General features: G+C 69.3%; 17 protein-coding genes. 4 read left to right on the top strand and 13 right to left on the bottom strand.

Annotation, left to right across the window (positions count from 1 at the left end; all coding sequences use genetic code 11):
* Positions 1-34: 34 nt before the first annotated feature.
* The 7 genes from ACTYVM_RS20765 to ngcE all read right to left on the bottom strand — a co-directional run bounded on the left by ACTYVM_RS20765 (position 35) and on the right by ngcE (position 8,450).
* Positions 35-1,327 carry a sugar ABC transporter permease gene (locus tag ACTYVM_RS20765; protein WP_445527351.1) on the bottom strand — a complete coding sequence of 431 codons (1,293 nt, stop codon included), beginning with the start codon at positions 1,325-1,327 and terminating at the stop codon, positions 35-37.
* A complete protein-coding gene (locus ACTYVM_RS20760) occupies positions 1,324-2,115 on the bottom strand; it encodes an ATP-binding cassette domain-containing protein (RefSeq protein WP_445527350.1) in 792 nt (263 codons plus the stop codon). Before ACTYVM_RS20760 ends, ACTYVM_RS20765 begins: the two co-directional genes overlap by 4 nt.
* 196 nt (positions 2,116-2,311) lie before the next feature.
* Positions 2,312-3,433, bottom strand: a complete 1,122-nt coding sequence (locus ACTYVM_RS20755) for a sugar ABC transporter substrate-binding protein (protein ID WP_445527349.1) — start codon at positions 3,431-3,433, stop codon at positions 2,312-2,314.
* Positions 3,434-3,556: 123 nt separating this feature from the next.
* Positions 3,557-4,756 carry an ROK family transcriptional regulator gene (locus tag ACTYVM_RS20750; RefSeq protein ID WP_445527348.1) on the bottom strand — a complete coding sequence of 400 codons (1,200 nt, stop codon included), beginning with the start codon at positions 4,754-4,756 and terminating at the stop codon, positions 3,557-3,559.
* A 333-nt stretch (positions 4,757-5,089) separates the two neighbouring features.
* Positions 5,090-6,013, bottom strand: coding sequence for a carbohydrate ABC transporter permease (locus ACTYVM_RS20745; RefSeq protein WP_445527347.1), 924 nt, complete (start codon positions 6,011-6,013; stop codon positions 5,090-5,092).
* A gap of 3 nt (positions 6,014-6,016) precedes the next feature.
* Entirely contained in the window at positions 6,017-6,943 is a 927-nt protein-coding gene (locus ACTYVM_RS20740; protein WP_445527346.1) for a carbohydrate ABC transporter permease, read from the bottom strand.
* Positions 6,944-6,998: 55 nt separating this feature from the next.
* Entirely contained in the window at positions 6,999-8,450 is a 1,452-nt protein-coding gene (gene ngcE, locus ACTYVM_RS20735; protein WP_445527345.1) for an N-acetylglucosamine/diacetylchitobiose ABC transporter substrate-binding protein, read from the bottom strand.
* A 457-nt stretch (positions 8,451-8,907) separates the two neighbouring features.
* Between ngcE and ACTYVM_RS20730 the strand changes: the two genes are divergently transcribed.
* Positions 8,908-12,711, top strand: coding sequence for a GH92 family glycosyl hydrolase (locus tag ACTYVM_RS20730; protein WP_445527344.1), 3,804 nt, complete (start codon positions 8,908-8,910; stop codon positions 12,709-12,711).
* A gap of 72 nt (positions 12,712-12,783) precedes the next feature.
* Here the strand turns inward: ACTYVM_RS20730 and ACTYVM_RS20725 are convergent, their stop codons facing one another.
* Complete coding sequence (locus ACTYVM_RS20725) at positions 12,784-16,071, bottom strand: GH92 family glycosyl hydrolase (protein WP_445527343.1); 3,288 nt, start codon at positions 16,069-16,071, stop codon at positions 12,784-12,786.
* 465 nt (positions 16,072-16,536) lie between these two features.
* The gene (gene acnA / locus ACTYVM_RS20720; protein ID WP_445527342.1) at positions 16,537-19,254 is read right to left on the bottom strand and encodes an aconitate hydratase AcnA; all 2,718 of its coding nucleotides are present in this window, start codon (positions 19,252-19,254) and stop codon (positions 16,537-16,539) included.
* 500 nt (positions 19,255-19,754) lie between these two features.
* Between acnA and ACTYVM_RS20715 the strand changes: the two genes are divergently transcribed.
* The 3 genes from ACTYVM_RS20715 to ACTYVM_RS20705 all read left to right on the top strand — a co-directional run bounded on the left by ACTYVM_RS20715 (position 19,755) and on the right by ACTYVM_RS20705 (position 23,350).
* On the top strand, positions 19,755-21,284 hold the full coding sequence (locus ACTYVM_RS20715) for a helix-turn-helix domain-containing protein (protein ID WP_445527341.1): 1,530 nt from the start codon (positions 19,755-19,757) through the stop codon (positions 21,282-21,284).
* A gap of 313 nt (positions 21,285-21,597) precedes the next feature.
* On the top strand, positions 21,598-22,491 hold the full coding sequence (locus ACTYVM_RS20710; protein WP_445527340.1) for a hypothetical protein: 894 nt from the start codon (positions 21,598-21,600) through the stop codon (positions 22,489-22,491).
* A gap of 100 nt (positions 22,492-22,591) precedes the next feature.
* Positions 22,592-23,350 (top strand): DUF899 family protein, encoded by a 759-nt coding sequence (locus ACTYVM_RS20705; RefSeq protein WP_445527339.1) that lies wholly within the window; start codon positions 22,592-22,594, stop codon positions 23,348-23,350.
* A gap of 184 nt (positions 23,351-23,534) precedes the next feature.
* Here ACTYVM_RS20705 and ACTYVM_RS20700 read toward each other — a convergent pair whose 3' ends face one another.
* The 4 genes from ACTYVM_RS20700 to ACTYVM_RS20685 form a co-directional block, all read right to left on the bottom strand.
* On the bottom strand, positions 23,535-24,083 hold the full coding sequence (locus tag ACTYVM_RS20700; RefSeq protein WP_445527338.1) for a hypothetical protein: 549 nt from the start codon (positions 24,081-24,083) through the stop codon (positions 23,535-23,537).
* Between the two features lie 194 nt (positions 24,084-24,277).
* Positions 24,278-24,703, bottom strand: coding sequence for a DUF6299 family protein (locus tag ACTYVM_RS20695; protein ID WP_445527337.1), 426 nt, complete (start codon positions 24,701-24,703; stop codon positions 24,278-24,280).
* 125 nt (positions 24,704-24,828) lie between these two features.
* Positions 24,829-25,233 carry a RidA family protein gene (locus ACTYVM_RS20690; protein WP_445527336.1) on the bottom strand — a complete coding sequence of 135 codons (405 nt, stop codon included), beginning with the start codon at positions 25,231-25,233 and terminating at the stop codon, positions 24,829-24,831.
* Positions 25,234-25,312: 79 nt separating this feature from the next.
* A complete protein-coding gene (locus ACTYVM_RS20685) occupies positions 25,313-26,452 on the bottom strand; it encodes an acyl-CoA dehydrogenase family protein (RefSeq protein WP_445527335.1) in 1,140 nt (379 codons plus the stop codon).
* Between the last annotated feature and the right edge of the window lie 10 nt (positions 26,453-26,462).

The following is a 26,462-nucleotide window of genomic DNA, read 5'->3' as shown; positions in this document are numbered from 1 at the left end:
TCGGTGCCGGGCACGGTTTCGGTGCCGGTGGCGCTCAGGCGCGCCCGGCGGACTTCTGGGTCTTGCGGGTGATCGAGTCGATGACGACCGTGGCCAGGAGCACACCGCCGGTGATCATGTACTGGATCGGGGTGGCGATGCCCTGCAGGGCAAGGCCGTACTGGATCGACGTGATCACGAGCACACCGAGCAGCGCGTTCCAGGTGCGGCCCCGGCCGCCGAAGAGGCTGGTGCCGCCGATGACGGCCGCGGCGATGACGTTCATCAGCAGGTCGCCGGAGCCGGCGCTCTGGTTGGCGGCCGCGATCTTGGAGGCCCAGAAGAGACCGCCGACCGCGGCGAACAGGCCCGCGACGGCGAAGACCGAGACACGGACCGCGGTGACGTTGATACCGGCGCGGCGGGAGGCCTCGACGCTGCCGCCGAGCGCGAAGACCTTGCGGCCGTACGCGGTACGGCGCAGCACGAAGTCGGTGCCGACCAGGACTATCGCGAAGAGCAGCACAGCGAGCGGCAGGCCCTTGTACTGGTTGAACATGAAGGCGACGGCGAACGCGGCGACCGCGAGCAGCACGGTGCGCACCACGATGTCGCTCAGCGGGCGGGACGGGATGCCCGCGGCCTCGCGGCGGCGGTTGCCGAAGAAGGCCGACAGGAAGTATCCGGCGACCGCGACGACGGCCAGGAGGTAGGCGGCGGCCACGTCCGAGAAGTAGTACGTGGTGAGCTTGCCGACCACGCCGTCGCCGTCGATGTTGATCGTGCCGTTGGAACCCAGGATCTGGAGCATGAAGCCGTTCCAGAACAGCAGGCCGGCCAGGGTCACCGCGAACGCGGGCGCACCGATGCGGGCGAAGAAGAAGCCGTGCAGGGCACCGATGACCGCGCCGGCCGCGAGGGCGCTGACGACGGCGAGCCACTCGTTCATACCGTGGGTGATGCTCATCACGGCCATGATCGCCGAGGAGACACCGGAGACGGAGCCGACCGACAGGTCGATCTCGCCGAGCAGCAGCACGAAGATGATGCCGACCGACATCATGCCGGTGGCCACCATGGCGACGAAGATGTTGTTGAGGTTCTCCGCGCCCAGGAAGGCCGAGTCGAGGCTCTGGAAGATCGCGCAGATGGCGATGAGGCCGATGACGACCGGGATGGCTCCGAGGTCACCGGCGCGCATCTTGCGCTTGAACTCGCCGATGTAGCCGGCGAATCCCTGCTCGCGCACGAGAAGGCGGGGGTCGACGGCGGGGGCGGCGTCGGCCGCGGCGGCGGGCGCGTCCACGGTCGCGTCGGCGGGGGTGGCCTGGGACTTGTCGATGCTCACTTCTCGGCCTCCGCGTTGGTGCGCGCCGCACGACGGGTCACGGCGTTGTCCGTGGCACCGGTGATGGCGGAGATGATCTCTTCCTGCGAGGTGGTCTTGACCTCGAAGACGCCGTTGTTGCAGCCGAGTCGGAGGACGGCGACCTTGTCGGCGACGGCCTTCACATCGGCCATGTTGTGGCTGATGAGGATGACCGCGAGGCCGCGCTCACGCAGCCGCTCGACGAGGTCGAGGACCTGGGCGGTCTGCTCGACGCCGAGGGCGGCCGTCGGCTCGTCGAGGATGACCAGCTTGGGCTCGCCGAGCATGGAGCGGGCGATGGCCACGACCTGGCGCTGACCGCCGGAGAGCGAGGCGATCGGGATGCGCACGCTGGGGATGCGGATGGACAGGGTCTGGAGCAGCTCGCGCGAGCGGCGCTCCATCTCGACCTCGTCCAGGACACCGCGGCGCTTGATCTCGCGGCCGAGGAACAGGTTGCCGACGACGTCGATGTTGTCGCACAGGGCGAGGTCCTGGTAGACCGTCGCGATGCCCAGGTTCTGGGAGTCGTGCGGCCGGTTGACCGTGACCGGTTTGCCCTCCCACTCGATGACACCGTCATCGATGGGGTGCACGCCGGCGATCGTCTTGACAAGGGTGGACTTTCCGGCGCCGTTGTCGCCGACGAGGGCGACCACCTCTCCGGCGTGGACCTCAAGCTCTACGTCGGTGAGCGCCTGGACAGCACCGAATCGCTTGGAGACCCCGCGCAACGCCAGCACGGGCGTAGCGGACACGTGAACCATCTCCTTCGCCGCCTGAGCCTGACCCCGGCGGGAGGTTGAACAAGAAGAGTGAGGGGGTTCCGTCCGGCGCCCCGCCGTTGTGCTGCGGGGCTGTCGGCGGCAGGGCGCCGGACGCGCCGACACGGGTCCGCGTGATCGATGGACGCGGTGTCCCGTGCAGGTCAGTGGGGCCGCCGCTCGGGCGGCCCCGGCAGTGTTACTTCAGGCCGATCTTGTCGCAGGCGGCCTTGTACTTGGCCGTGCAGATCTCGTCGAGCGTGTAGTAACCCTGGTCGATGACCGTGTCCTTGATGTTGTCCTTCGTCAGCGAGACGACGGGGACGATGACCGCCGGGATGCCCTTGTCGGTACCGCTGTCGACGGTGCTCGTCGTCAGCGAGCTGTCGAGCTTGCCGGTCTTGGCGATCGAGACGGCCATCTTGGCGACGGTCTCGGCCTCCTGCGGGTACGACTTGAAGACGCTCATGTACTGCTCACCGGTCACGATGCGCTGCACGCCCGCGAGTTCGGCGTCCTGGCCGGTGACCGGGGGAAGCGTCTTGAGGCCCGCGCCCTTGAGCGCGGTGATGATGCCGCCCGCCATGCCGTCGTTGGCGGAGTAGACGCCGACGATCTTGTCCTTGCCGAGGGCGGAGATGGCGCCCTCCATGTTGGCGTTGGCGTTCTCCGGCTTCCACTGCTTGGTGTCGTACTCCTTGCCGATGGTCACCTTGCCGTCAAGGGCGGCGTGGGCGCCCGCCTTGAACTGCGCGGCGTTCGGGTCGGTCACGGCGCCGTTCATCATGACGATCTTGCCGGACTTGGCCTTGTCGCCCATGGCCTTCAGCAGGGCCTCGCCCTGAGCCTTGCCGACCTCCTCGTTGTCGAACGAGGTGTAGGCGGAGATCGGACCCTCGGCGAGGCGGTCGTAGGCGACGACCGGGATGCCGGCCTCCTTGGCCTTCTTCACGCCCGCGGCGACGGCCTTGTAGTCGACCGCGTCCAGGATCAGCACGTCGACCTTCTTGGTGATCATCGTGTCGATCTGCTGCGCCTGGAGGGTCGCGTCCTCCTTGGCGTTGAGGTACTCGACCGTGCCCTTGCCGTTCGTCAGATCCGCGATCTGCTTCTCGATGATCGGCTTGTCGAACTTCTCGTAGCGAGCGGTCTGGTTCTCCGGCAGCAGCAGGCCGACCTTGATGGCGTCGCCCTTCTTCTCGCTGCCGGACGACTTGGCGGAGTCGCCGCCGGACTCCTTGGCGCTGCCACAGGCGGCGAGCGAGACGGCCATGGCACCAGCAGCAACGGCGAAAGCCGCACGACGCATGCGCGTGTTCACTTCTTCAAACCTCCCTGACGAGGCCGCGTCGTTGCGGCCGAGGTGGCTGGCAGTCAATCCCGGCCGCGCGTACGACGTCAAGAAGTAAATACTTAACGAGATGGCAACGATGCCATCTGTTTTCTAAGTGAAGGCAGGAGTGGCCGCGTGCAGCGTGCCGTCCAAAAGTGTCGAATCGCCCATCTCGCTGAGCGCCAGGGCGAGCGCCCCGAGCACTTCGGCACGGCCCCCGAGTGCCCCGGGAAGCAGGGCGAGTTGGCGCGCGGCGCTGGGGATGGCGTAGCGTCCGACCGACTCCCTTATCGGGCCAAGCACCAGCTCACCGGCCTCGGCGAGGTCGCCGCCGAGCACCACCCGGCTGGGGTTGAGCAGATTGCAGAGATTGGCGACCCCGCTGCCGATGTGCCGGCCGATGTCGGCGACCACCCGGCGGCAGCCCGGGTCGCCCTCCCGCGCCAGCCGTACGACGCCCTCCATCGTCAACCCGGTGCCGTGGCTGGGCTGGAGCAGCGGGAGCACGTACCCGGCGGCCGTGAAGGTCTCCAGGCAGCCGCGGTTCCCGCAGCGGCAGACCGGGCCGGACTCGTCGAGCGTGATGTGCCCGATCTCGCCCGCCGTGCCGCCGGGGCCGCGGTAGATCCTGCCGCTGATCACCAGGCCCGCGCCGACCCCACTGGCGATCTTGATGTAGGCCAGGTCGCGCACGCCCCGCCCGCTGCCCCAGACCAGCTCGCCCAGGGCGCCGAGGTTGGCGTCGTTGTCCACGTGCACCGGCACGCCGAGGCGCCCCCGCAGCTCCTCGGCGGGCCTGACGCCCGTCCAGCCCGGCAGGATGGCCGTGGAGCCCAGCGTGCCGGACTCGACGTCGATCGGGCCGGGTACGCCGACACCCACGCCGGCGATCTTGGAACGGTCCACGCCCGTGGCCGCGATCAGGCGGTTGACCAGCTCCTCCGCCCGGTCGAAGCCCTGCGTCGAGGAGGCGTCCACGTCCAGCGGCTCGGACTCCTCGGCCAGCACCTGGTGGGCGAGGTTGCCGATCGCGACCCGCAGGTGCGTGTGCCCGAAGTCGACGCCGATCACGATGCCGGCGTCCCCGCTCAGCGACACGCTGCGGGCCCGGCGCCCGCCCGCGGAGGTGGGCGTGACCTGGACCGTTCCACCGTCCTTGAGCTCGCGCACGATGTTGGAGACCGTCGCCGCGGACAGGCCCGTGGTCCGCGCGATCTCCGCCTGCGTGAGTGATCCGGCAAGGCGCACGGCACGTACGACCCGCTCCAGGTTGGCTCGGTGCAGCGACGACTGCGACCCTGGAGTCTCCACGACGACCTCCTGAGCGCGGGGCCGCTTCAGTGAGGCCCCGTCCATGTCCAACTAGTGAACTCTAAGCTGAGCTGTTCGGGTCCCCTCCCGTCAAGAGGTTGAACGGTATCCGGGTCCTTGGACACATTGACGCAGCCGTGCCACGCGCGCACGTGCGGACGCGGGTGCGCACATACGCGAGCCGCCCCCGCACGCCCCGGAGGGGGGCGGCGAGGGCGGCGTGCACGGGCGGCGGAACGGGTGCGGGACGGGTGACGGGCCGGGGCGTCAGGAGGGCCGGGGTGACGGGGCGGGGCGGCAGGAGGCTCGGGACGGCGCGCGCGGGCGGTGGGGCTACTTCAGGGCGCCCGCCGTGAGCCCCTGCACCACCTGGCGCTGGAAGACGATGTACGCGGCGAGCACCGGCAGCATCGCCATCACCAGTCCGGCGAACAGACCGGACCAGTCGCCCTTGTACCCCTGACTCACGGCCAACTGCACCAGCCCCTGGGTGAGCACGTGCTTGTCCGGGTCGGTGTTGAGCACCGTCGGCAGCAGGTACTGGTTCCACTGGCCCAGGAAGTTGAAGATCCCCACGCTGATCAGGCCGGGCTTGGCCATCGGCAACATGATCTGGAAGAACGTCCGGGTGTGCGAGGCGCCGTCCACGAAGGCGGCCTCCGCCACGGAGGTCGGCAGGGTCCGGAAGAACGCGGTCAGGAAGAACACCGTGAACGGCAGCGAATAGGCGATGTAGACCAGGATCAGACCGTGAATGGTGTTCAGCAGTCCCATGTTGTTCACCACATAGAACAGCGGGACCAGGGCCAGCATGATCGGAAAGCTCATGCCGCCGATGAAGAGGTAATAGATGAACCGGTTGCCCGGAAAGTCGAAACGGGCCAGCACATACGCCGCCATCGAACCGAGCACCAGGGTGCCGATGAGCGAACCCCCCACCACCAGAACGGTGTTGAGGAAGTACGAGCTCATATTGGCCTCGGTCCAGGCCCGCGACCAGTTCTCGAAGTGCAGCCTGTCGGGCAGCGACCAGGGCGAGCCGAAGATGGAGCCGTCGTCCTTGAAGGACGTCATCACCGCCCAGACCAGCGGTGTGACCACCATAATCGCCCAGATGATCAGGATGCCGTGCGAGAAGACGTTGAGGACGGAGCCGTCCTTCTTCCGTCCGTCCTGCTTTTCGGCCGGTACGCCGGCGGTGGCGAGACCGACACCGGACTCGGCCGGAACGGGGGCGGGGGTCTCGGTCGTTTTCATTGGTCAGAACTCCAGCCGCTCGCGCCGGCCCAGCCGCATCACGACGGCGGCGAAGGCCAGCGTGACGACGAGCAGGGCGACGCCGATCGTGGTGGCGTAGGCGGCCTGACCGTCACGGAACGCCTTCTGGTACACGTACAGGACCATGACGGTGGTCGAGTAGTCGGGGCCGCCAGGACCGGTCGTCATGATCTGTACGACCGCGAACGACTCCGCGCCGAGAGCGAGGATGCCCATGTACACCCAGCCGGACTGCACGGTGTCCCACAGCAGCGGCAGGGTGATCCGGAAGAAGGTGGCGAACCGGCTGGCGCCGTCCAGCAGCGCCGCCTCGTACAGGTCCGCCGGGATGGAGGCCATACCGGCCGAGAACAGGACCACGAAGAAGCCGACCGTGGACCAGACGAGCACCGCCATGACGCACCACAGGGCGAGACTCGGGTCGCCCAGCCACAGCGGCTGCAGGCTGTCGAGCCCGATCCCGCGCAGCAGGGAGTTGATCGCGCCGCTGTCCGGGTTGTACACGAAGGCGAACAGGATGGCCACGATCGCGATGGACAACACCTGCGGGAAGAAGTAGACGATCTTGTAGAACGAGGAGCCGCGGACACCGGAGATCGCCGGTCCGCCTCTGCGACGCCGCCCGCCCACATTGATCATGAAGGCGAAGAACAGCGCCAGACCGAGCGTCACCAGCGGTAGCAGCAGCGCGAACAGCAGGCTGTGCTGCAACGACTTCCAGAAGATGTCGTCGTGGAGCATCCTCTGGTAGTTGTCGAAGCCGACCATCTGGAAATCGGGGCTCAGACCGGTCCAGTCCGTGAACGAGTAGTAGATGGACTGGATGAACGGCCAGACGACGAAAAGCGCGTACAGCCCGAGGGGAACCGCGAGGAACCCCACGATGAACCGGTACTTGCCGTGCTGCATTGCTGCCGACCCCGATCTCTGGGCGGGTGGTACCGCTGGTGACGGATCCTCAGGACTACTGGTGCTTGTAGTGCTTGATCGACTGGTCCTTGGCCGCCTCGTCGGCGAAGCCCTGGATCTTCTTGATGGCCTCGGCCGGGGTGAGGCGGCCGGCCATCATCTCGCCGATGCCCGACACACCGATCTTCTCCTTCTGGAGCTGCACGTACCAGTCCTGGAGCCGCGGGTTCACCACGTTGGAGCCGGCCTTGTCCAGCGCCGCCACTCCGGACTTCAGCCCGGGGGTGAGGTCGAGGCCGTCCGTACCGCCGTTGTACGCGGTGAGCGACTTCACCTTGGCGGTGAAGTTCTTCGAGGAGGCCTCGCTGAGCATGATGCGCAGCTGCTCCATGCCGCCCTCGGGGTTCTTGGCCTTGGCCGGGACGATGAACGGCTCGCCACCGGAAGCCCAGATGGTGCCGAACGGCATCTTGTCGGAGCTGTCGATGCCGGTGGGCGCGGAGACGGCGAGGTCGAAGTCCTTCGGGATGACGTTGGCGGACTCGTTCTCCACCCAGGAGCCGTTCGGGATGAACAGCGCCTTGCCCTTGGCCCAGGCGGTCTGCGACTGGATGTGGTCCAGGCCCGGAGTGCCCTTGAGGACGTACCCCTTCTTGTAGAGCTCGTAGTAGGCCTCGAAGCACGCCTTGACCGCCGGGTGCTTCCAGGCGTTCGGCTCGAGGTTGTCGATGGCGTCCAGGACGTCGCGGCCGCCGACCTTGCCGATCATCGGGTAGAGCGAGAAGGGCAGGTAGTACGGGTACTTGCCGGCGTAGGTCCAGCCGGCCATGCCCTTCTTCTTGGCCTTCTCGCAGACCTTGAGCATCGCGTCCCAGGTCTCCGGGTACTGCTCGTCGAGCGAGTCCAGGGCCTTCTGCGAGTACCACACGCCGTACACCGTGTAGGCGTAGTACATGATCCAGACCGGCTGGCCGTCGAACTGGCCCATCTCGACGATGCCCGGGCGCAGCGTGTCGCGGACCTTCTTGTTCGGGTCGTCGTAGGACGGCGCGTCCAGCAGCGGGGTCAGATCCGCGAGCTGGCTCTTGCCGACGAGACCGCCCATGTCCATCTGCTCGGCGCCGGAGTTGTCGATGAGGTCCGGCGGGTTGCCCTGGTTGAAGCGCGGCTGGAGCGTCGACGCGATCTTCTGGATGGCGGAGAACTTGGTCTTCGCCTTGGGGAAGTTCTGGTCGTAGATCTTGACGGCGTCCTGGGCGTACTCCTTGCCGAAGCCGCCGTCGAACAGGACGAATTCCATCTGCGCGGTGTCATTGACACCGAGCGGGTTCTTCGCGGTCTTCTTGCCGGTCTTGGCCTTGTTCTGGCCGTCACCGCCGCCACCACCACTGGCGCAGGCGGACAGGAAGCCCATCGCGGGAACGCTGATGAGACCGAGTGCGGCGGACCGCTTGATCAGAGCCCGGCGGCCGACGCCCCCGTGGTTCTCGGCGGAAGTGGATCCCATGCTCAAGTCCTCGCCTTCTCCAGGACTCAGGCGGTGAACCGGATCCTCCCCGGCACCGCGGTCGGGTCAAGCTGGGTCGTGCAGGAAGTGCGTTGTGTGCCATGCACCGAGGTCGGCCTGAAGACAGGGGGCGGACGCGTTTCGCACGTCGCACCTGCCTTTCCGAACTCCCCCGGGTCCGCTTCCGGCCGATCGTGCGGTCACGCGGACGCCGACAGGTATAGTCCACTTCCCGTCAGCGGAGCAAGATCGAGAGCAAGGTTCACCGCGGGTCTTTTCCGAGTTGAGACCTCACGCGGAATATGAGCCGCCTATGGGCTCCCGTTGACGGATATATCCGTGGCTTTGCACCCGAATGCCACACCCAACACCCTTGACATCCCTGGTCACTTGGCTCCCTACTGGTCCTTGCGTAAAGAGCTGACAACGTTGTCCGACGCAGGGAGGGACGCCGCGCATGCAGCGCAGAGTACGGCACAGATGGGGTCCGGCGGTCGTCATCACGGCCGCCTTCGTCACGGCACTCGGCTCGCAGGGGGCCGCGGTCGCCCTGCCCGGCAAGGCCCCGGCCGCCGCACGGGAGTTCAGCTCCTCGTTCGAGGCCGGCGAGCCTGCGCCGGACTGGCTGAACACCGTCGACACCGGCCCGGACGGCGCCAAGCGCGCCTCGGGCGTGGACGGCGGCTACAGCACCGGCATCCCGGGCAACGTGGCCGACCACATCACCGAGGTCCGGGCCAGCGCGGAGAACACCGACGGCGGGGAGGTGAAGGAGAACCTCGTCGACGGCGAGTCCGGCACCAAGTGGCTGGCGTTCGAGCCCACCGGCTGGGTCGAGTTCGACTTCGACAAGCCGGTGAAGATCGCCCGTTACGCCTTCACCTCGGCCAACGACCACGCCGAGCGCGACCCGAAGGACTGGACCCTCAAGGGCTCCACCGACGGCAAGGACTGGAAGACCGTCGACACCCGCTCCGGCGAGAGCTTCGCCGAACGGTTCCAGACCAACACCTACGACCTGGCCGAGCCGGCCGAGTACCAGCACTTCCGGCTCGACGTCACGAAGAACAACGGCGCCCCGGACATACTCCAGCTGGCCGAGGTGCAGTTCTCCACCGGCGCCGACGGCGATCCCGTCCCGCAGGACATGCTCTCGCTGGTCGACCGCGGCCCGAGCGGCTCCCCGACCGCGAAGTCGGGCGCCGGCTACACGGGCAAGAGCGCCCTGCGCTACGCCGGCCGGCACACCGCGAAGGGCCGGGCATACTCGTACAACAAGGTCTTCGACGTCAACATAGCGGTGCTGCCCGACACCCAGCTGTCGTACCGGCTCTACCCGTCGATGGCCGACGGCGACCGCGACTACGACGCCACCAACGTCGCCGTCGACCTCGCCTTCACCGACGGCACCTACCTCAGCCAACTGGGCGCGAGCGACCAGCACGGCTTCCTCCTGAGCCCGCAGGGCCAGGGCGAGTCCAAGACGCTGTACGTCAACCAGTGGAACAACGTGGTCTCCCGGATCGGTTCGGTCGCCGCCGGCAGGACGATCGACCGGATCCTGCTCGCCTACGACTCCCCCACCGGCCCGGCGAAGTTCCGCGGCTGGCTGGACGACGTGGTGATCGCCCAGGTGCCGCAGGAGAAGCCGAAGGCGCACCTGTCGGACTACGTGCTGACCACCCGCGGCACCAACTCCAGCGGCAGCTTCTCGCGCGGCAACAACTTCCCCGCGACCGCGCTGCCGCACGGCTTCAACTTCTGGACGCCGGTGACCAACGCGTCCTCGCAGAGCTGGCTGTACGAGTACGCGCACGCGAACAACGACGCCAACCTGCCGACCCTCCAGGCGTTCAGCGCCAGCCACGAGCCCAGCCCCTGGATGGGTGACCGGCAGACCTTCCAGGTGATGCCGTCCGCCGCCGCCGGCACCCCGGACACCGGCCGCGCCGCCCGCGCCCTCGCCTTCCGGCACGAGAACGAGACCGCGCGGCCGTACTACTACGGGGTGCGCTTCGAGAACGGCCTGACGGCGGAGATGGCGCCGACCGACCACGCCGCCGCGCTGCGCTTCACCTACCCGGGCGACGACGCGAGCGTGATCTTCGACAACGTCACCAACCAGGGCGGTCTGACCCTGGACACCGCGCACGGCGTCGTCACCGGCTACTCGGACGTGAAGTCCGGGCTGTCCGCCGGCGCCACCCGGCTGTTCGTCTACGGCGTCTTCGACAAGCCCGTGACCAGCGGCTCGGCCGCCGGCGTCACCGGCACCGTGCGCCTCGACGCGGGCAAGGACCGCACGGTCACCCTGCGCCTTGCCACCTCCCTCATCAGCGTCGACCAGGCGAAGGACAACCTGCGCCAGGAGATCCCGGACGGCACCTCCTTCGACACCGTCAAGGCGGCCGCCCAGCACTCCTGGGACCAGCTGCTCGGCAAGATCGAGGTCGAGGGCGCCACGCCCGACCAGCTGACCACGCTCTACTCCAACCTGTACCGGCTGTACCTGTACCCGAACTCGGGCTCCGAGAAGGTGGGCGGCAAGGACCGGTACGCCTCCCCGTTCTCGCCCGCGGCCGGCCAGAACACCCCGACGCAGACCGGCGCGAAGATCGTCGACGGCAAGGTGTACGTCAACAACGGCTTCTGGGACACCTACCGGACCACCTGGCCCGCGTACTCCCTGCTGACGCCCGGGCAGGCCGGTGAGATGGTCGACGGGTTCGTGCAGCAGTACAAGGACGGCGGCTGGACCGCCCGCTGGTCCTCCCCGGGCTATGCCGACCTGATGACCGGCACCTCCTCGGACGTGGCCTTCGCGGACGCCTACGTCAAGGGCGTGCCCATGGACGCGAAGACGGCGTACGAAGCGGCCGTGAAGAACGCGACGGTGGTGCCGCCGTCCTCCGGCGTGGGCCGCAAGGGCATGACCACCTCGCCCTTCCTCGGCTACACCAGCACCGCCACCGGCGAGGGCCTGTCCTGGGCAATGGAGGGCTACAACAACGACTACGGCATCGCGCAGATGGGCGAGGCCCTCTACAAGAAGACCGGAGAGAAGCACTACCAGGAGGAAGCGGAGTACTTCCGCAACCGGGCCCAGGACTACGTCAAGCTGTTCGACTCGCGGATCGGCTTCTTCCAGGGCCGCAACGCCCAGGGCGACTGGCGCCTCGACCCGTCGAAGTACGACCCGCGCGTGTGGGGCTACGACTACACGGAGACCAACGGCTGGGGCTACGCCTTCACCGCCCCCCAGGACAGCCGGGGCCTGGCGAACCTCTACGGCGGCCAGAAGGGCCTCGCGGACAAGCTCGACACGTACTTCGCCACGCCGGAGACGGGGTCCTCGGAGGTCGCCGGCTCCTACGGCGGCATCATCCACGAGATGACCGAGGCGCGGGACGTGCGGATGGGCCAGTACGGCCACTCCAACCAGCCCGCCCACCACGTGATCTACATGTACGACGCGGCCGGCCAGCCCGCCAAGGCCCAGGCGAAGGTCCGCGAGGTGCTCTCCAGGCTCTACGTGGGCAGCGAGATCGGCCAGGGCTACCTCGGCGACGAGGACAACGGCGAGCAGTCGGCCTGGTACGTGTTCTCCGCGCTCGGCTTCTACCCGCTGGTCATGGGCAGCGGTGAGTACGCTGTCGGCTCCCCGCTGTTCACCAAGGCGACCGTGCACCTGGAGAACGGCCACGACCTGGTGATCAAGGCGCCGAAGAACAGCGCGAAGAACGTGTACGTGCAGGGCGTGCGGCTCAACGGCAAGGCGTGGAACTCGACGAGCCTGCCCCACTCCGTCCTCTCCCGGGGCGGCACCCTGGAGTTCGACATGGGTCCGCGGCCGTCGTCCTGGGGCACCGGGAAGAGCGCGGCGCCGGTGTCGATCACGACCGGCAACAAGGCGCCGTCGCCCCGGTCCGACGTCCTCGAGGGGGACGGGCCGCTGTTCGACGACACGTCGGCCACGGAGGCGACCGTGACGTCGGTGGACCTGCCGGTGTCCGGCAGGGTCAAGGCCGTCCAGTACACCCTGACCTCGCCGGCCGACCGCACCAAGGCCCCGACCGGCTGGACGCTGCAGGCCTCCACCAACGGCAAGACCTGGAAGACGGTGGACAAGCGCTCCGGCGAGTCCTTCGCCTGGGACAAGCAGACCCGCCCCTTCACGATCACCGCACCGGGCATGTACCAGCAGTACCGCCTGGTCCTGGACAGCGCCTCCACGCTGGCGGAGGTGGAGCTGCTGGCCTGACGCACCTCCGTACGGCATGAGGAAGGGGCGGGGCCGACGGGCCCCGCCCCTTCGTGCTGCTCGGCACAGAGGTCAGTCCGTGGCGAGGGTGAAGACGTGCAGGTCGGCGTTGTCCGGCAGGCGCACGCTGCTGATCCGCCTGCCTGCCGGGGCCTCGTACGGCTGGGTGGCGAAGACGTAGGTCGTCACCACGTCCTTGTCGGTACCCGCGACGTTGCGGTACGCGGTCCTGGCCACCACCGTGTTGCCGTACTGGACGGTGCCTCCGCCTCCGCCGACGGTCCAGTCGGTGAAGGACAGGTCGACGGTGCCGGTGGTGCCGTCGGTGTAGGTGACGGTGGCCTTGGTCTGCTGGTTGCCGTTGACCGCGCTGCCGACGAAGGACAACCGGGCAGCGGGGGTGGCCAGTTCGATGCTCTGACCGGCCGCGGAGGCGTTGTCCGGGCGTCCGCTCGGCGAGTCCGGCCAGGTGAAGGCCAGGCCGTCCACCGTGCCCTGCCCGCCCGGCGTCAGGCCGGCCGCCGCCAGGGCCTGGCGGGAGTAGCTCCAGCCGCCCCCGTCGTAGTCGGCCTCGTCGTGGTCGCCCTCGTCGTCCGAGATCCCGGTGTTGTCGTAGGCGGCCAGCAGGCTGCCCGGGGCCGCCACCGTGAGGGCCACCGGCTGCTCGTAGGACTGGGTGCCGGAGGTGACCGTGACCTTCGCGTCGTAGAAGCCCTGTTCGGCGTCCGGCGCGGCGGTGAGCGTGATCCGCTGGGCGCCGCCGGTCACCGTGCCCTCGGCGGGGGTCGCCGTGATGCCGGACGGGGTCCGGACACCGAAGCGGACCTCGGGCCCCTGGCCGCCGTTCAGTGACAGGGCCCGCACGTCGATCGTCGTGCTGTCGCCGGGCGCGAGCGTCGCCGTGGTCGGGCCCACGCCGATCTGGTACGGCTGCTCACCCTCCCGGAAGGAGGGCGGGGCGGCCGACGGAGCGCTGCCCCAGGTACGGTCGGGGGTGGCGGAGAGGGTGTAGTCGAGCCGGCCGCCGTCACGGACGAAGCTCGCCGGCAGCCAGGGGCGCTCGCTCTCCTTGCCGTTCGCCTTCAGGGACCGGACGTACGGGGATCCGGCCGCCGCACCCGTGGCGCGGACGGAGATGTCCTTGCCGTGCGCCCGGTGGATGTCGATCCGCTCGAACAACGGGGAGGCAAGGACGAGTTCGGCGCGGGAGGGTACCTGCGGATACATGCCCATCGCCGAGAAGACGTACCAGGCCGACATCGCGCCGAGGTCGTCGTTGCCGGGGATGCCACCCGGCTGCGTCGTCCACAGTTGCCGCATGGCGGCGCGGACGGTCTCCTGCGTCTTGTAGGGCGCGCCCGCGTAGTCGTACAGGTAGGGGACGTTGATCGAGGGCTCGTTGTCGAGTTCGGACTTGGCGCCGCCGCTGCCGGTGAACGCCCAGCCGCCGTCGGCGTCGTGGAAGAAGTCGTCCAGGCGGGCGAGCGCCGCCTCCCGGCCGCCCATCGCCGCGAAAAGGCCGGCCGGGTTGTGCTGGACCATCCAGGTGTACTGGGCCGCCGTGCCCTCGACGAAGCCGTTGCCGGTGTCCGGGGTGAAGCCGGTGACCCAGCTGCCGTCGGCCTTGCGGTTGGCGATGTAGCCGCCGGAGGGGTCGGCGGCGACGTTGAAGTTGTTCTGCCACCACTGGGCGCGCTCGGTGAAGGCGGCGGCGGTCTTCTTCTGCCCGGCCGCTTCGGCGAGTTGAGTCAGGGCGAAGTCGGACGTGGACATCTCCAGCGTCTCGGCGGCGCCGCCCCAGGCGTTGGAGACGGACGGCATGTAGTGCAGCTTCAGGTACTTGTCCAGGGAGGGCCGCTGGCCCGCCGACAGGACCGGTTTGCCCGCCGGGGACAGGTCCTGCTCGGTCGGCACCGTCGCCGCCTTCACCAGGGAGGCGAGGGCCCCCTTCAGGTCGAAGTCCGTGCCGCCGAAGGCGTGGATGCCGGCGAGGGCCGTCGGCGAGGGGTCGCCGTTCATGACGTGGGTGCCGCTCGCGCCGTGCAGCCAGCGGTCCCACACACCGCCGTTCTGGCGGGCCAGCTCGTACAGGGACTGGGCCACGTCCGAGCCGGTGTCCGGGCTGAGCAGGGTCAGCAGTTGCACCTGGTCGCGGTACTGGTCCCAGCCGGAGAAGGTGCCGTACTGGGCCTGGTGGCCGCGGCCCACGGTGTGCACCTTGTCGTCGGCGCCGCGGTATCTGCGGTCGGCGTCGCTGATGACGTTGGGGTGCATCAGGGAGTGGTAGAGCGCGGTGTAGAAGGTGGTGCGCTCGTCATCGGTGCCGCCGCCGACGCGGATCGCGCCCAGTCGCTCCCGCCAGGCGCGGCGGGCGGCGTCCTTGACCGAGTCGAAGGAGCGCTGGGGCGGGTTCTCCGCGGCCAGGTTCGCCTCGGCGCCGGCCCGGCTGACGTAGGAGATGCCGACCTTGACGCCGACCGGGCCGGTGCCCGGCGCGAACTCCACATAGCCTCCGGCGCCCTTGCCCGCCACGGGCCTGCCGCCGCTGGAGAAGCCTCCGGCACCGCCGCTCGCCGAGGTCGAGCCCGGGCTCAGCTTGTCGTCCTGCCAGGTGCCGGTCGCCTTGAAGGCCCGGTCGAAGCGGGCGGTGAAGTACAGGGTGTAGTAGGCGCGGCGGCCCTCGGGGTCGAGGTAGCCGCAGAAGTTGCCGGAGGTGACGGACCCGGAGACGGTGCGCTTGGCCGGGTCGATGGTGATCGACGAATCGGTCGAGCCCACCTCGGAGTTGGCGGTCCGGATCAGCAGGGAGGCGGGTTTGCCCTGCGGGTAGGTGAAGCGGGCCGAGCCGGTGCGCTCCGTCGCCGTGAGGTCGGCGGTGACGCCGGAGGCGAGGCCCACCGTGTAGTGGCCGGGCTCCGCGTGCTCGTCGGTGTGGCTGAAGCCCGAGGCGTAGACGGCGTCCTTGGTGTCGGCGGCGGGCGAGGAGGTGACCTCTCCGGCGTACGGGAAGAACGGGATGTCACCGCTGCCGCCCGCGCAGCCGGTGCCGGACATGTGGGTGAGGCTGAAGCCGCGGATGCGGGTGGCGTCGTACTGGTAGCCGCCGGGCGCGGCCGTCCTCGTGGCGTCGCCGTTGGTGTTCTCCGGGCTGAAGGAGAGCATCCCGAACGGTGTGACGGCACCGGGGAAGACGTTGCCTCCGTTCCTGGTGCCGATCAGCGGATCGACGTACCCGGTCGGATCCGTGACCAGACCGTGTGAGGAACCGGGCGGTGCGGTGGTCGCCGCAAGGGCGGGGGTGGCACCGCCGACCGCGAGCACCGCGGCCAGCAGCAGGGATGATGTCGGACGGAATCGCATGACGCGGCCCCTCCTCCTCCGGACGGGTCGCGCACCACGGGTCGCACAAGCCTCAGGGACAGTAGCGTGCGCCGGTGGTCTCACGGAAGACCGCGTACCGGTGCGCAGGCGCGCCCCGTGCTTACGCGGGCGAAGTCCTGGACACGGGCATTGACATCGTTGTCGGCACACGCAGTACAGTCATGTACAGACCAATCACGACAACGTTGTCGCACCAGGGTGTCGCACAAGCCGGCGTCACCGGTGGGTGAGGTGGGAGAACTCCGAGTGACGGGTTCCGGTCCGTCGCCGTGGGAGCGCTCCCACCTCACTGGTGAGTGAAGCTAGCGCGGACGGCGGCTGCTGTAAACGCCTGACGCACGTCCGGCGCACGTCCTGGCACGCGACCGGGACACGTCCGGCGCCAAAAGGGCGGGGCCGCACCCCCGTTGCCGGGGATGCGGCCCAACTGCCCTGCCTGATTGGTTACTTGCGGATCAGGCTGCGCAGCACGTACTGCATGATGCCGCCGTTGCGGTAGTAGTCGGCCTCACCGGGGGTGTCGATGCGGACGACCGCGTCGAACTCGACACCGGTGTCGGTGGTGACCTTCATCGTGCTCGGCGTGCGGCCGTCGTTGAGCTCGGTGACACCGGTGATGGAGAAGGTCTCCTCGCCGGTCAGACCGAGGGAGGCGGCCGACTGGCCCTCCGGGAACTGGAGCGGCAGGACGCCCATGCCGATGAGGTTCGAGCGGTGGATGCGCTCGTAGGACTCGGCGACGACGGCCTTGACGCCGAGCAGCGCGGTGCCCTTCGCGGCCCAGTCGCGGGACGAGCCGGAGCCGTACTCCTTGCCGGCCAGGACGACCAGCGGGATGCCCTGCTCGATGTAGTTGCGCGAGGCGTCGTAGATGAAGGAGACCGGAGCGCCGTCCTCGGTGAAGTCGCGGGTGTAGCCGCCTTCCGTCCCCGGCGCGATCTGGTTGCGCAGGCGGATGTTGGCGAACGTGCCGCGGATCATCACCTCGTGGTTGCCGCGGCGGGAACCGTAGGAGTTGAAGTCGCGACGCTGCACGCCGTGCTCGGTGAGGTACTGGCCCGCCGGGGTGTCGGCCTTGATGGCACCGGCCGGGGAGATGTGGTCGGTGGTGACCGAGTCGCCCAGCTTGGCGAGCACCCGGGCGCCGGCGATGTCCTCGACCGGGGCCGGGTCCATGCCCATGCCCTCGAAGTACGGGGGCTTGCGGACGTAGGTGGACTCGGCGTCCCACTCGAAGGTGTTGCCGGTCGGGATCGGCAGCGACTGCCACTGGGCGTCGCCGGCGAACACGTCGGAGTAGGACTTGGAGAACATGTCCTCGCCGATGGCGTTGGCCACGACGTCGTTGACCTCGGCCTCGGTCGGCCAGATGTCCTTCAGGTGGACCGGGTTGCCGTCCTGGTCGACACCGAGCGCGTCCTCGGTGATGTCCACCTTCATGGAGCCGGCGATGGCGTAGGCGACGACCAGCGGCGGGGACGCCAGGTAGTTCATCTTGACGTCGGGGTTGATCCGGCCCTCGAAGTTGCGGTTGCCGGAGAGGACCGAGGTGACCGCGAGGTCGTGCTCGTTGACGGCCTTGGAGACCTCCTCCGGCAGCGGGCCGGAGTTGCCGATGCAGGTGGTGCAGCCGTAGCCGACGAGGTTGAAGCCCAGCTTGTCCAGGTACGGGGTCAGGCCGGCCTTGTCGTAGTAGTCCATGACGACCTTGGAGCCCGGCGCCAGCGTGGTCTTGACCCACGGCTTGCGGGTCAGGCCCTTCTCCACCGCCTTCTTGGCCACCAGCGCGGCGGCGACCATGACGTACGGGTTGGAGGTGTTGGTGCACGAGGTGATGGCCGCGACGGTGACCGCGCCGTGGTCCAGCTCGTAGGTGGTGCCGTCGGGGGCGGTGACCGGGACCGGGTTGGACGGGGCGCCGTTGGGGTGGACGGCCGGGGCGTCGGAGGCCGGGAAGGACTCCACGCCCGCCTCGTCGACGGTGTCGACGTAGTTGCGGACGTCCTGCTTGAACTGCTCGGCGGCGTTGGCCAGGATGATGCGGTCCTGCGGGCGCTTCGGGCCGGCGATGGACGGCACGACGGTGGACAGGTCCAGCTCGAGCTTCTCGGAGTAGTCCGGCTCGGCGCTCGGGTCCAGCCAGAGGCCCTGCTGCTTGGCGTACGCCTCGACGAGCGCGAGCTGCTGCTCGGTGCGGCCGGTCAGGCGCATGTAGTTGATGGTCTCGTCGTCGATCGGGAAGATCGCGGCGGTGGAGCCGAACTCCGGCGACATGTTGCCGATGGTGGCGCGGTTGGCCAGGCTCGTCGCAGCCACGCCCTCGCCGTAGAACTCGACGAACTTGCCGACCACGCCGTGCTTGCGCAGCATCTCGGTGATGGTCAGCACCAGGTCGGTGGCGGTGGTGCCGGCGGCCAGCTCGCCGGTGAGCTTGAAGCCGACGACGCGCGGGATCAGCATGGAGACCGGCTGGCCGAGCATGGCGGCCTCGGCCTCGATGCCGCCGACGCCCCAGCCGAGGACGCCGAGGCCGTTGACCATGGTGGTGTGCGAGTCGGTGCCGACCAGGGTGTCGGGGTAGGCCTTGCCGTCGCGGACCATGACGACGCGGGCCAGGTGCTCGATGTTGACCTGGTGGACGATGCCGGTGCCCGGCGGGACGACCTTGAACTCGTCGAAGGCGGTCTGGCCCCAGCGCAGGAACTGGTAGCGCTCCTTGTTGCGGCCGTACTCCAGCTCGACGTTCTGCTTGAAGGCGTCGTTGGTGCCGAACTTGTCGGCGATGACGGAGTGGTCGATGACCAGCTCGGCCGGGGCCAGCGGGTTGATCTTCGCCGGGTCGCCGCCGAGCTCCTTGACGGCCTCGCGCATGGTGGCGAGGTCGACGACACAGGGCACGCCGGTGAAGTCCTGCATGATCACGCGGGCCGGCGTGAACTGGATCTCCTGCGACGGCTTGGCCTGGGAGTCCCAGCCGCCGAGGGCACGGATGTGGTCGGCGGTGATGTTCGCGCCGTCCTCGGTGCGGAGCAGGTTCTCCAGCAGCACCTTCAGGCTGTAAGGCAGTCGGGCCGAGCCCTCGACCTTGTCAAGCCGGAAGATCTCGTACGACTCGTCGCCCACCTGCAGCGTGCTGCGGGCGTCGAAGCTGTTCGCCGACACGACAGTCTCCTTCATTCATGTGCGCGTACCACCACGATCCTGCCGCCACGGCAACTCGAGCGATCCAGTAAGGTAAGGCTAAGTTAGGTCACCCTTACTGAGTGGCGGCTGTGGTGCACCCCGGCAGATATCTCGATGTCGAGATAACTCTAATACATGGGGGCCGGATGGTCATGCGCGGATCGACCGGGGTGACCGACGAGCGCCGCCCGCCCGGCGCCGCATACTGTTCACGTACTGCGCGTACGCCACCTGAACAGCACCACCTGCCGTCGGCGCGCCACCCGCGCAGCGCCGCATACCGCCCGCGCGCCGCCACACACCGCCGCACGCCCTCGCGCCCCCACCCACCCTCCACGGCGGTACACCGATGGGCAGAACCGAAATACCCGAACCTTTCGGGCGGCGTCGAACCCGTTGGGCAGAGCCTCACTGACGGCCCATCACTCGAATGGACCCCCCAAGAGGCGCCATCTCATATCTGAGATAACCTCAACCTCATGGCAGACGACTACCTCGTACGCATCGGCAAGCTCATCCGTGACGCCAGGCAGCACCGGGGCTGGACGCAAGCACAGCTGGCCGAGGCGCTCGGCACCAGCCAGAGCGCCGTCAATCGCGTCGAGCGCGGCAACCAGAACATCAGCCTTGAGATGATTGCCCGCATCGGCGAGGCCCTGGACAGCGAGATCGTCTCGCTGGGCTACGCGGGCCCCATGCACCTGCGGGTGGTGGGCGGCCGCCGGCTCTCCGGCGCGATCGACGTGAAGACGAGCAAGAACGCGTGCGTGGCGCTGCTGTGCGCCTCGCTGCTCAACAAGGGGCGCACGGTACTGCGCCGGGTGGCCCGGATCGAGGAGGTGTACCGCCTGCTGGAGGTGCTGAACTCCATCGGCGTGCGCACCCGCTGGATCAACGACGGCACCGACCTGGAGATCGTGCCGTCGGCCGACCTCGACCTGGACGCCATCGACGCCGAGGCCGCCCGCCGTACGCGGTCCATCATCATGTTCCTCGGGCCGCTGCTGCACTGGATGGACCACTTCAAGCTGCCGTACGCGGGCGGTTGCGACCTCGGCACGCGGACCATCGAGCCGCACATGATCGCGCTGCGCCGGTTCGGCCTCGACATCACCGCCACCGAGGGCCAGTACCACGCCGTGGTCGACCACGCCGTCCGCCCGGACCGCCCGATCGTGCTGACCGAGCGCGGCGACACCGTGACCGAGAACGCGCTGCTGGCCGCCGCCCGCCACAACGGCGTGACCGTCATCCGCAACGCCTCCTCCAACTACATGGTCCAGGACCTGTGCTTCTTCCTCGAGGTGCTCGGCGTCAGGGTCGAGGGCATCGGCACCACCACGCTCACCGTGCACGGCGTGCCGGACATCGACGTCGACGTCGACTACTCCCCCTCCGAGGACCCGGTGGAGGCGATGAGCCTGGTGGCCGCCGCCGTCGTCACCGAGTCGGAGCTGACGGTGCGCCGGGTGCCGATCGAGTTCCTGGAGATCGAGCTGGCGGTCCTGGAGGAGATGGGCCTCGACCACGACCGCACGCCCGAGTACTTCGCCGACAACGGCCGCACCCGGCTGGTGGACCTCACCGTCCGGCCCTCCAAGCTGGAGGCGCCGATCGACAAGATCCACCCGATGCCGTTCCCCGGCCTGAACATCGACAACGTCCCGTTCTTCGCGGCCATCGCGGCCTCCGCTCAGGGCAAGACCCTGATCCACGACTGGGTCTACGACAACCGGGCGATCTACCTGACGGACCTGAACCGCCTGGGTGGCCGCCTGCAACTCCTCGACCCGCACCGGGTCCTGGTCGAGGGCCCGACCCGCTGGCGCGCCGCCGAGATGATGTGCCCGCCGGCCCTGCGCCCCGCCGTGGTCGTCCTGCTGGCCATGATGGCCGCCGAGGGCACGTCGGTGCTGCGCAACGTGTACGTCATCAACCGCGGCTACGAGGACCTCGCCGAGCGGCTGAACTCGATCGGGGCGCAGATCGAGACGTTCCGGGACATCTGAGCGACGGCGCCTCGATCAGGTCCGTGAGCCCGGTCACCGCGACGGTTGTGGCGGCGACCGGGCATTTCACGTACTCGCGGCGGCGCCGGTCGATCGCCGTCGCCCACGTCACCGGGGTGGTGCGCTGTCGACGGCGTTCATTCGCCCCGAGCCGTTCCGTTGACCGAGCTGCGACCAGGCACGGCCACCGGATGCGCGTTGGTCTGGAAAGCGGTGCTCCCACCATGTGCCCACGCACAGGTGTCGCGGGGCAACTGGCAGGATTCGGCGGCAGCGAAGCCTTTCGAGACGTCCTGCCGACGGGGGAAAAGACATGACGACGCACACTGTGGGGGCTCAGCAGGACCGGCAGTCCGGTTGCGGGCAGGCCCGGGAGCGCGGTGCCCTGTCGCGGGCCCTGCTCTTCACGGTGACCGCACTCGTCGCCTGGGCCACGGGAGTGGCCGGCACCCGGCTCTACCAGTGGATCACCGCTCCGGACACATCCGCCGTCGACGCACAGGCCGCCAGGCTTGCCGAGGACCTACGGGGAGACGTGAACGCGGGCTTCTACTCGGGCGGCCAGACCTACGGGGGGCAGTTCACCGAGGGCACGCTCGTCGCCCAGGTCGAGGCGCACGGCGGAGCACTGCTCGGCGTCAGCACGGGGCAGGGTCCGACCGACGGTAACGTCCACACCGCGAAGGTGATGTTGGGACTGGTGCCGCCCGGCGGGGAGACCGTCGCCACGGACGCCTATCCCGTCCGCTGCTACCGCTACACGTTCAGTTTCGGCCCCCACAGCGTGACCCAGTCCGCCATGACCTGCCCGGCTTCGCGGACCGACGGCAAGCCCGGCAGCCTGACGGCGCAGATGGGCGCGCTCCTCGCGCGGCAGCCCACCGGCGCGTACGCGTACCGGCAGATGGCGACCGCGGGCTATGCGCATACTCCGGAGGGCGCCCTGGACTTCCTCAAGGACAAGCGGCTGATCGCCGCCGAGGACACCGTGAGCACGATGTCCGGTAGGGCTGAGGGCGGTGACGTGTACGTCCTCGCTCTGCGCATCAACGATGTCTGCCACTACCTGCGTATGGAATCGTCGTCCGCCGCGTCGCGCTTGATACCGCTGTGGGCCGCCCCGGCCGACGAGCAGAAGGCCTGTGGCGTGGAGCAGGCCGTGGCCGCTTCCACCCTGTACGGGATTGACCCCGCGAAGGCGGGGTGACAACCGCGCGGCCGAGAACACCTCGGCCGAAAGGGACCCGCGCGGGCAGCAGCTCGGGCTCCGCCGATGAGTTCTTGCGGGCTGCCGGGTCAGTACGGACATGACTGCTGAGAACAAGCCGCCGGTCGTCTCCCGCCGGGAGTGGCTGGCCGCCATCGACACCCTGCGCGCCCGGGAGAAGGAGCACACCCGAGAGGGCGACGCGATCGCTGCCGCACGGCGGCGGCTGCCCATGACCGAGGTGGACCCGTCGACTCCGCTCGCAGGAGGCAACGGAGTCGTTCCCCTGATCGACGTCTTCGAGGACCGCACCCAACTGTTCGTGTCGTATCACATGTGGCACGACGGCCACCCCGCCGCCGACCAGTGCGAGGGCTGCACCTTCTTCACCGGCCAGGTCCGCGAACTGTCCCATCTGCACCAGCGTGACATCACCTTCGCCGTCTTCTGCCAGGGCCCCTACGAGGAGTCCGACCGCTACCGCCGCTTCATGGGCTGGGACATGCCCTGGTACTCCGTGCCCGCCGAGTCTCACGAACGGCTCCTCGCCGGCCGCGGCTTCGGGATGAAAGCGATCTACCTCCGCGACGGGGACCGCGTCTTTGAGACGTACTGGACCACCGGCCGCGGCGTCGAACCCATGGCGCCCTCCTACGGCATCCTCGACATGACCGTCTACGGACGGCAGGAGACCTGGGAGGACTCCCCGCCCGGCTGGCCGCAGCCGTTCGAGACGCGTGGCCAGCAGTTCCGCAAGGACGGCCGGCCGACCGCGCAATGGGCACGGATCGCCGCCGGCCACGACGACGACCTCCACGGCGGGCAGCCCAGCACAGGCGGCTCAGGCTGCTGCTCGTGAACCCGCGCCCGACGGCCGTCGTGGCGGCGTCGTCAGGGCCCTGCGTGCCCTGCGAACCGGCCACACGGCTGCCGCCGCGCCCCGTCCGGCCCGCGTCGATGCGGGTCCGGGCGGGGTGCGGCGGCGCCTTCGGGATATGTCTGCGGTGGGCGAACGGCCCCAACAGGTGCAGTATCAGGGAGAATTAGGTGGTGACCTTCACGGTCCAGTCACACTCGCTGATGATCTGAAGCCGACGGTTTCCTGAGGTGTGCTGCGTACTGCTGCTCTTGCCGGTCTTGTCCATCTCGTTGACGAGCTTGTCCTCCTTGTCGAAGACAATGAAGTTGCCCTTGCCGCCGACGGCGGCCATGGCCTTGGTGCAGTCGAACGTGTAGGACAGCGTCCACTCGTCGCCGACCTTGAACGCCTTCGTGTCCTTGGTGCCGGAGCCCGTGAGGGTGAGCACCGTGGTCGGCTCGGCCTTCTGCGTGGGTGCGGGATCCGCCGCAGTTGTGGCGGCGGGCGCCTCCTCGGACTCCTTGGCCGACGGCGAAGCCGGTGCGCTCGCGGCCGGGTCGGCCCCGTCGCTCTTGTCGCTCTTGTCGTCGCTCCCGCAGCCGGAGACAGCGGCGCCGATCACGACGACGGCGAGCAGGCCGCCGAACCCCCACGTGGAACGACCTTCCTTCTTCCTCTCGGCCGACCGCTGCCAGGCCGTCTCCGGGCCGTCCTTCGGACAAGAGTTGGACACCCTCATCCCCCCTGTTCGTCTGAACTGCGAAGCCCCCTGGCCCCGCATCCTCAAGGCAGGACGCAGTTCATGGCGCCCTGGTTACAAGGGCCGGGAGACTTCCGTCGTCGCAGGTCACAAACGAGACGACCTTGGCGAGGCCGGCGTGTCCGGGCTGCCCCGCACCCGCAGGTACCGGGCAGCCCGGTGCGGGATCAGTCCTTGACGAGCGCCACGGTGCGGTGGCGTGTGGCGTGGATGTCCGGCAGCGGCAGGTTCCCGTGGGGGCGCAGTTCCACCAGGGCGACCTCCACGCGGGCCGGGCCGCGGGTGAGCCGGTCCGCCGTCACGGTGCCCGAGTTGTACCAGCGGTGGTAGGCGCCGTCGCACACGGCGCGGGTGCCGCCGATGCCGTAGCGGGTGGTCGAGGGTGCCTGGCTGATGGCGGCGCCGACGAAGACCGGGCCGCGTGTGTCGAAGCAGCGGTAGGTGCCGGAGACGATGATGGTGCCGTCCGCCGACAGATGGGCCGTCCGGCCGATGGTCACGTTGTCGCCCGGAGCGGCGGTGGCGGGTGTGCTCAGCGCGAGCACGGCTGCCGCCGCCGCGCCGAGGGCGCCGAGTGCGGGACGCAGGGGCATGGAAGAACCTCCCGGGGTGGCTCTGGAACAGGAGCTTCCACTCGTACCCGGTGCCCTTGACGGCGGCCGTGACCCTCACTCTTCGGCGGCGCGTGCCGGTCGACCACTTGGCCGACGTGCCCCGATCAGCCCTCGCCCAGTACGGCGAAGCCGTCCAGTTCCACCAGGGCACGCTCGTCCCACAGCCGTACGATCCCGACCACCGCCATCGCGGGGTAGTCGCGGCCCGCCAACCGGCGCCACACCCGGCCGAGTTCGGCGGCGTAGTCGCGGTAGCCGGTGACATCCGTGGTGTACACCGTCACCCGGGCCAGGTCCGAGGCGGTGCCGCCGGCCGCCGTGAGCGCGGTCAGCAGGTTGGTCAGCGCCCGCTCGAACTGCTCGGGCAGAGTCTCGCCGACCACCTTGCCGTCGGCGTCCAGTGCCGTCTGGCCCGCCAGGAACACCAGCCGTGAGCCGGTGGCGACCACCGCGTGCGAGAAGCCGGTGGGCGGGGACAGCGCGGGCGGGTTCACACGGTCGGCGGTCACAGGGCCTCCACGGGCGTACGCGGTTCGACGGTCACCGGGCCTCCGGGCGCGTACGCGGTTCGACGGTCGCAGAAGTCGGTCACCGACCCTCCCCCTGCTCGCCCAGCCCCGCGTACAGCTCCTTCGCGATGATCCCCCGTTGCACCTCGCTCGCCCCCTCGTAGACCCGGGGAGCCCGCACCTCGCGGTAGAGGTGTTCGAGCAGGTGGCCGCGGCGCAGGGCGCGAGCGCCGTGGAGTTGGACGGCCGTGTCGACGACGTACTGCGCGGTCTCGGTGGCGAGCAGCTTCGCCATGGCGGCGCGTCCGGGGACGCCGGGGGCTCCCTTGTCGTACGCCGTCGCCGCCGCGTACACCATCAGGCGGGCCGCCTCCGTGCGCAGGGCCATCTCGGCGACCTGGTGGGCGACCGTCTGGAGGTCCCTCAGCTTGCCGCCGAAGGCGTCCCGGCGGGCGGTGTGGGCGAGGGTGGCGTCCAGCGCTGCCTGCGCCATGCCCACGGCGAAGGCGCCGACGCTGGGGCGGAACAGGTTGAGGGTGCCCATGGCCACCCGGAAGCCGCGGTCCCTCTCACCGATCACGTCCTCGGCCGTGACGGGCACGCCGTCGAAGTCGAGCGAGCCGATGGGGTGCGGGGAGAGCATGTCCAGCGCGGTGCCGGTGAGGCCGGGGCGGTCGGCGGGCACCAGGAACGCGGTCACGCCCCGGGCGCCCGCGTCCGGGGTGGTGCGCGCGAAGACGGTGTAGAAGTCGGCCTCGGGGGCGTTGGAGATCCAGCACTTCTCGCCGGTGAGCCGCCAGCGGGAGGGGCCGTCCGGGCGGGCGGCCAGCGCCAGCGCCGCCGCGTCCGAGCCCGCGCCGGGCTCGCTCAGGGCGAAGGCCGCGACCGCGTCGCCGTCCGTCACCCGCGGCAGCCAGTGGGCGCGCTGGGCGGGGGTGCCGTGGGCGTGGACGGGGTGGGCGCCGAGGCCCTGGAGGGCGAGGGCGGTCTCGGCCTCGGTGCAGGAGTGGGCCAGGGACTCGCGCATGAGGCACAGCTCGAGGGCGCCGGAGCTGAACAGGCGCTCCAGCAGGCCGAGTCGGCCCAGTTCGGTGAGGAGCGCGCGGTTGACGCGGCCCGGCTCTCCCTTCTCGGCGAGCGGGCGCAGCCGGTCGGCGGCCAGGGCGCGCAACTCGGCGCACCAGGCCGCCTGTTCCGGTTCGAGCGAGAATGCGGGCATTCGCGGGTCC

Source organism: Streptomyces cyslabdanicus, from assembly GCF_052663305.1.
This window is presented reverse-complemented; position numbering and strand designations above follow the sequence as displayed.

What these genes read in the sequence shown, in the direction of transcription:
- ACTYVM_RS20705 (WP_445527339.1), top strand. Translation starts at nt 22,592, where the DNA reads ATGACTGCTGAGAACAAGCCGCCGGTCGTCTCCCGCCGGGAGTGGCTG.
- ACTYVM_RS20760 (WP_445527350.1), bottom strand. Translation starts at nt 2,115, where the DNA reads ATGGTTCACGTGTCCGCTACGCCCGTGCTGGCGTTGCGCGGGGTCTCC.
- ACTYVM_RS20710 (WP_445527340.1), top strand. Translation starts at nt 21,598, where the DNA reads ATGACGACGCACACTGTGGGGGCTCAGCAGGACCGGCAGTCCGGTTGC.
- ACTYVM_RS20725 (WP_445527343.1), bottom strand. Translation starts at nt 16,071, where the DNA reads ATGCGATTCCGTCCGACATCATCCCTGCTGCTGGCCGCGGTGCTCGCG.
- ACTYVM_RS20740 (WP_445527346.1), bottom strand. Translation starts at nt 6,943, where the DNA reads ATGCAGCACGGCAAGTACCGGTTCATCGTGGGGTTCCTCGCGGTTCCC.
- ACTYVM_RS20745 (WP_445527347.1), bottom strand. Translation starts at nt 6,013, where the DNA reads ATGAAAACGACCGAGACCCCCGCCCCCGTTCCGGCCGAGTCCGGTGTC.
- ngcE (WP_445527345.1), bottom strand. Translation starts at nt 8,450, where the DNA reads ATGGGATCCACTTCCGCCGAGAACCACGGGGGCGTCGGCCGCCGGGCT.
- ACTYVM_RS20715 (WP_445527341.1), top strand. Translation starts at nt 19,755, where the DNA reads ATGGCAGACGACTACCTCGTACGCATCGGCAAGCTCATCCGTGACGCC.
- ACTYVM_RS20730 (WP_445527344.1), top strand. Translation starts at nt 8,908, where the DNA reads ATGCAGCGCAGAGTACGGCACAGATGGGGTCCGGCGGTCGTCATCACG.
- ACTYVM_RS20695 (WP_445527337.1), bottom strand. Translation starts at nt 24,703, where the DNA reads ATGCCCCTGCGTCCCGCACTCGGCGCCCTCGGCGCGGCGGCGGCAGCC.
- ACTYVM_RS20685 (WP_445527335.1), bottom strand. Translation starts at nt 26,452, where the DNA reads ATGCCCGCATTCTCGCTCGAACCGGAACAGGCGGCCTGGTGCGCCGAG.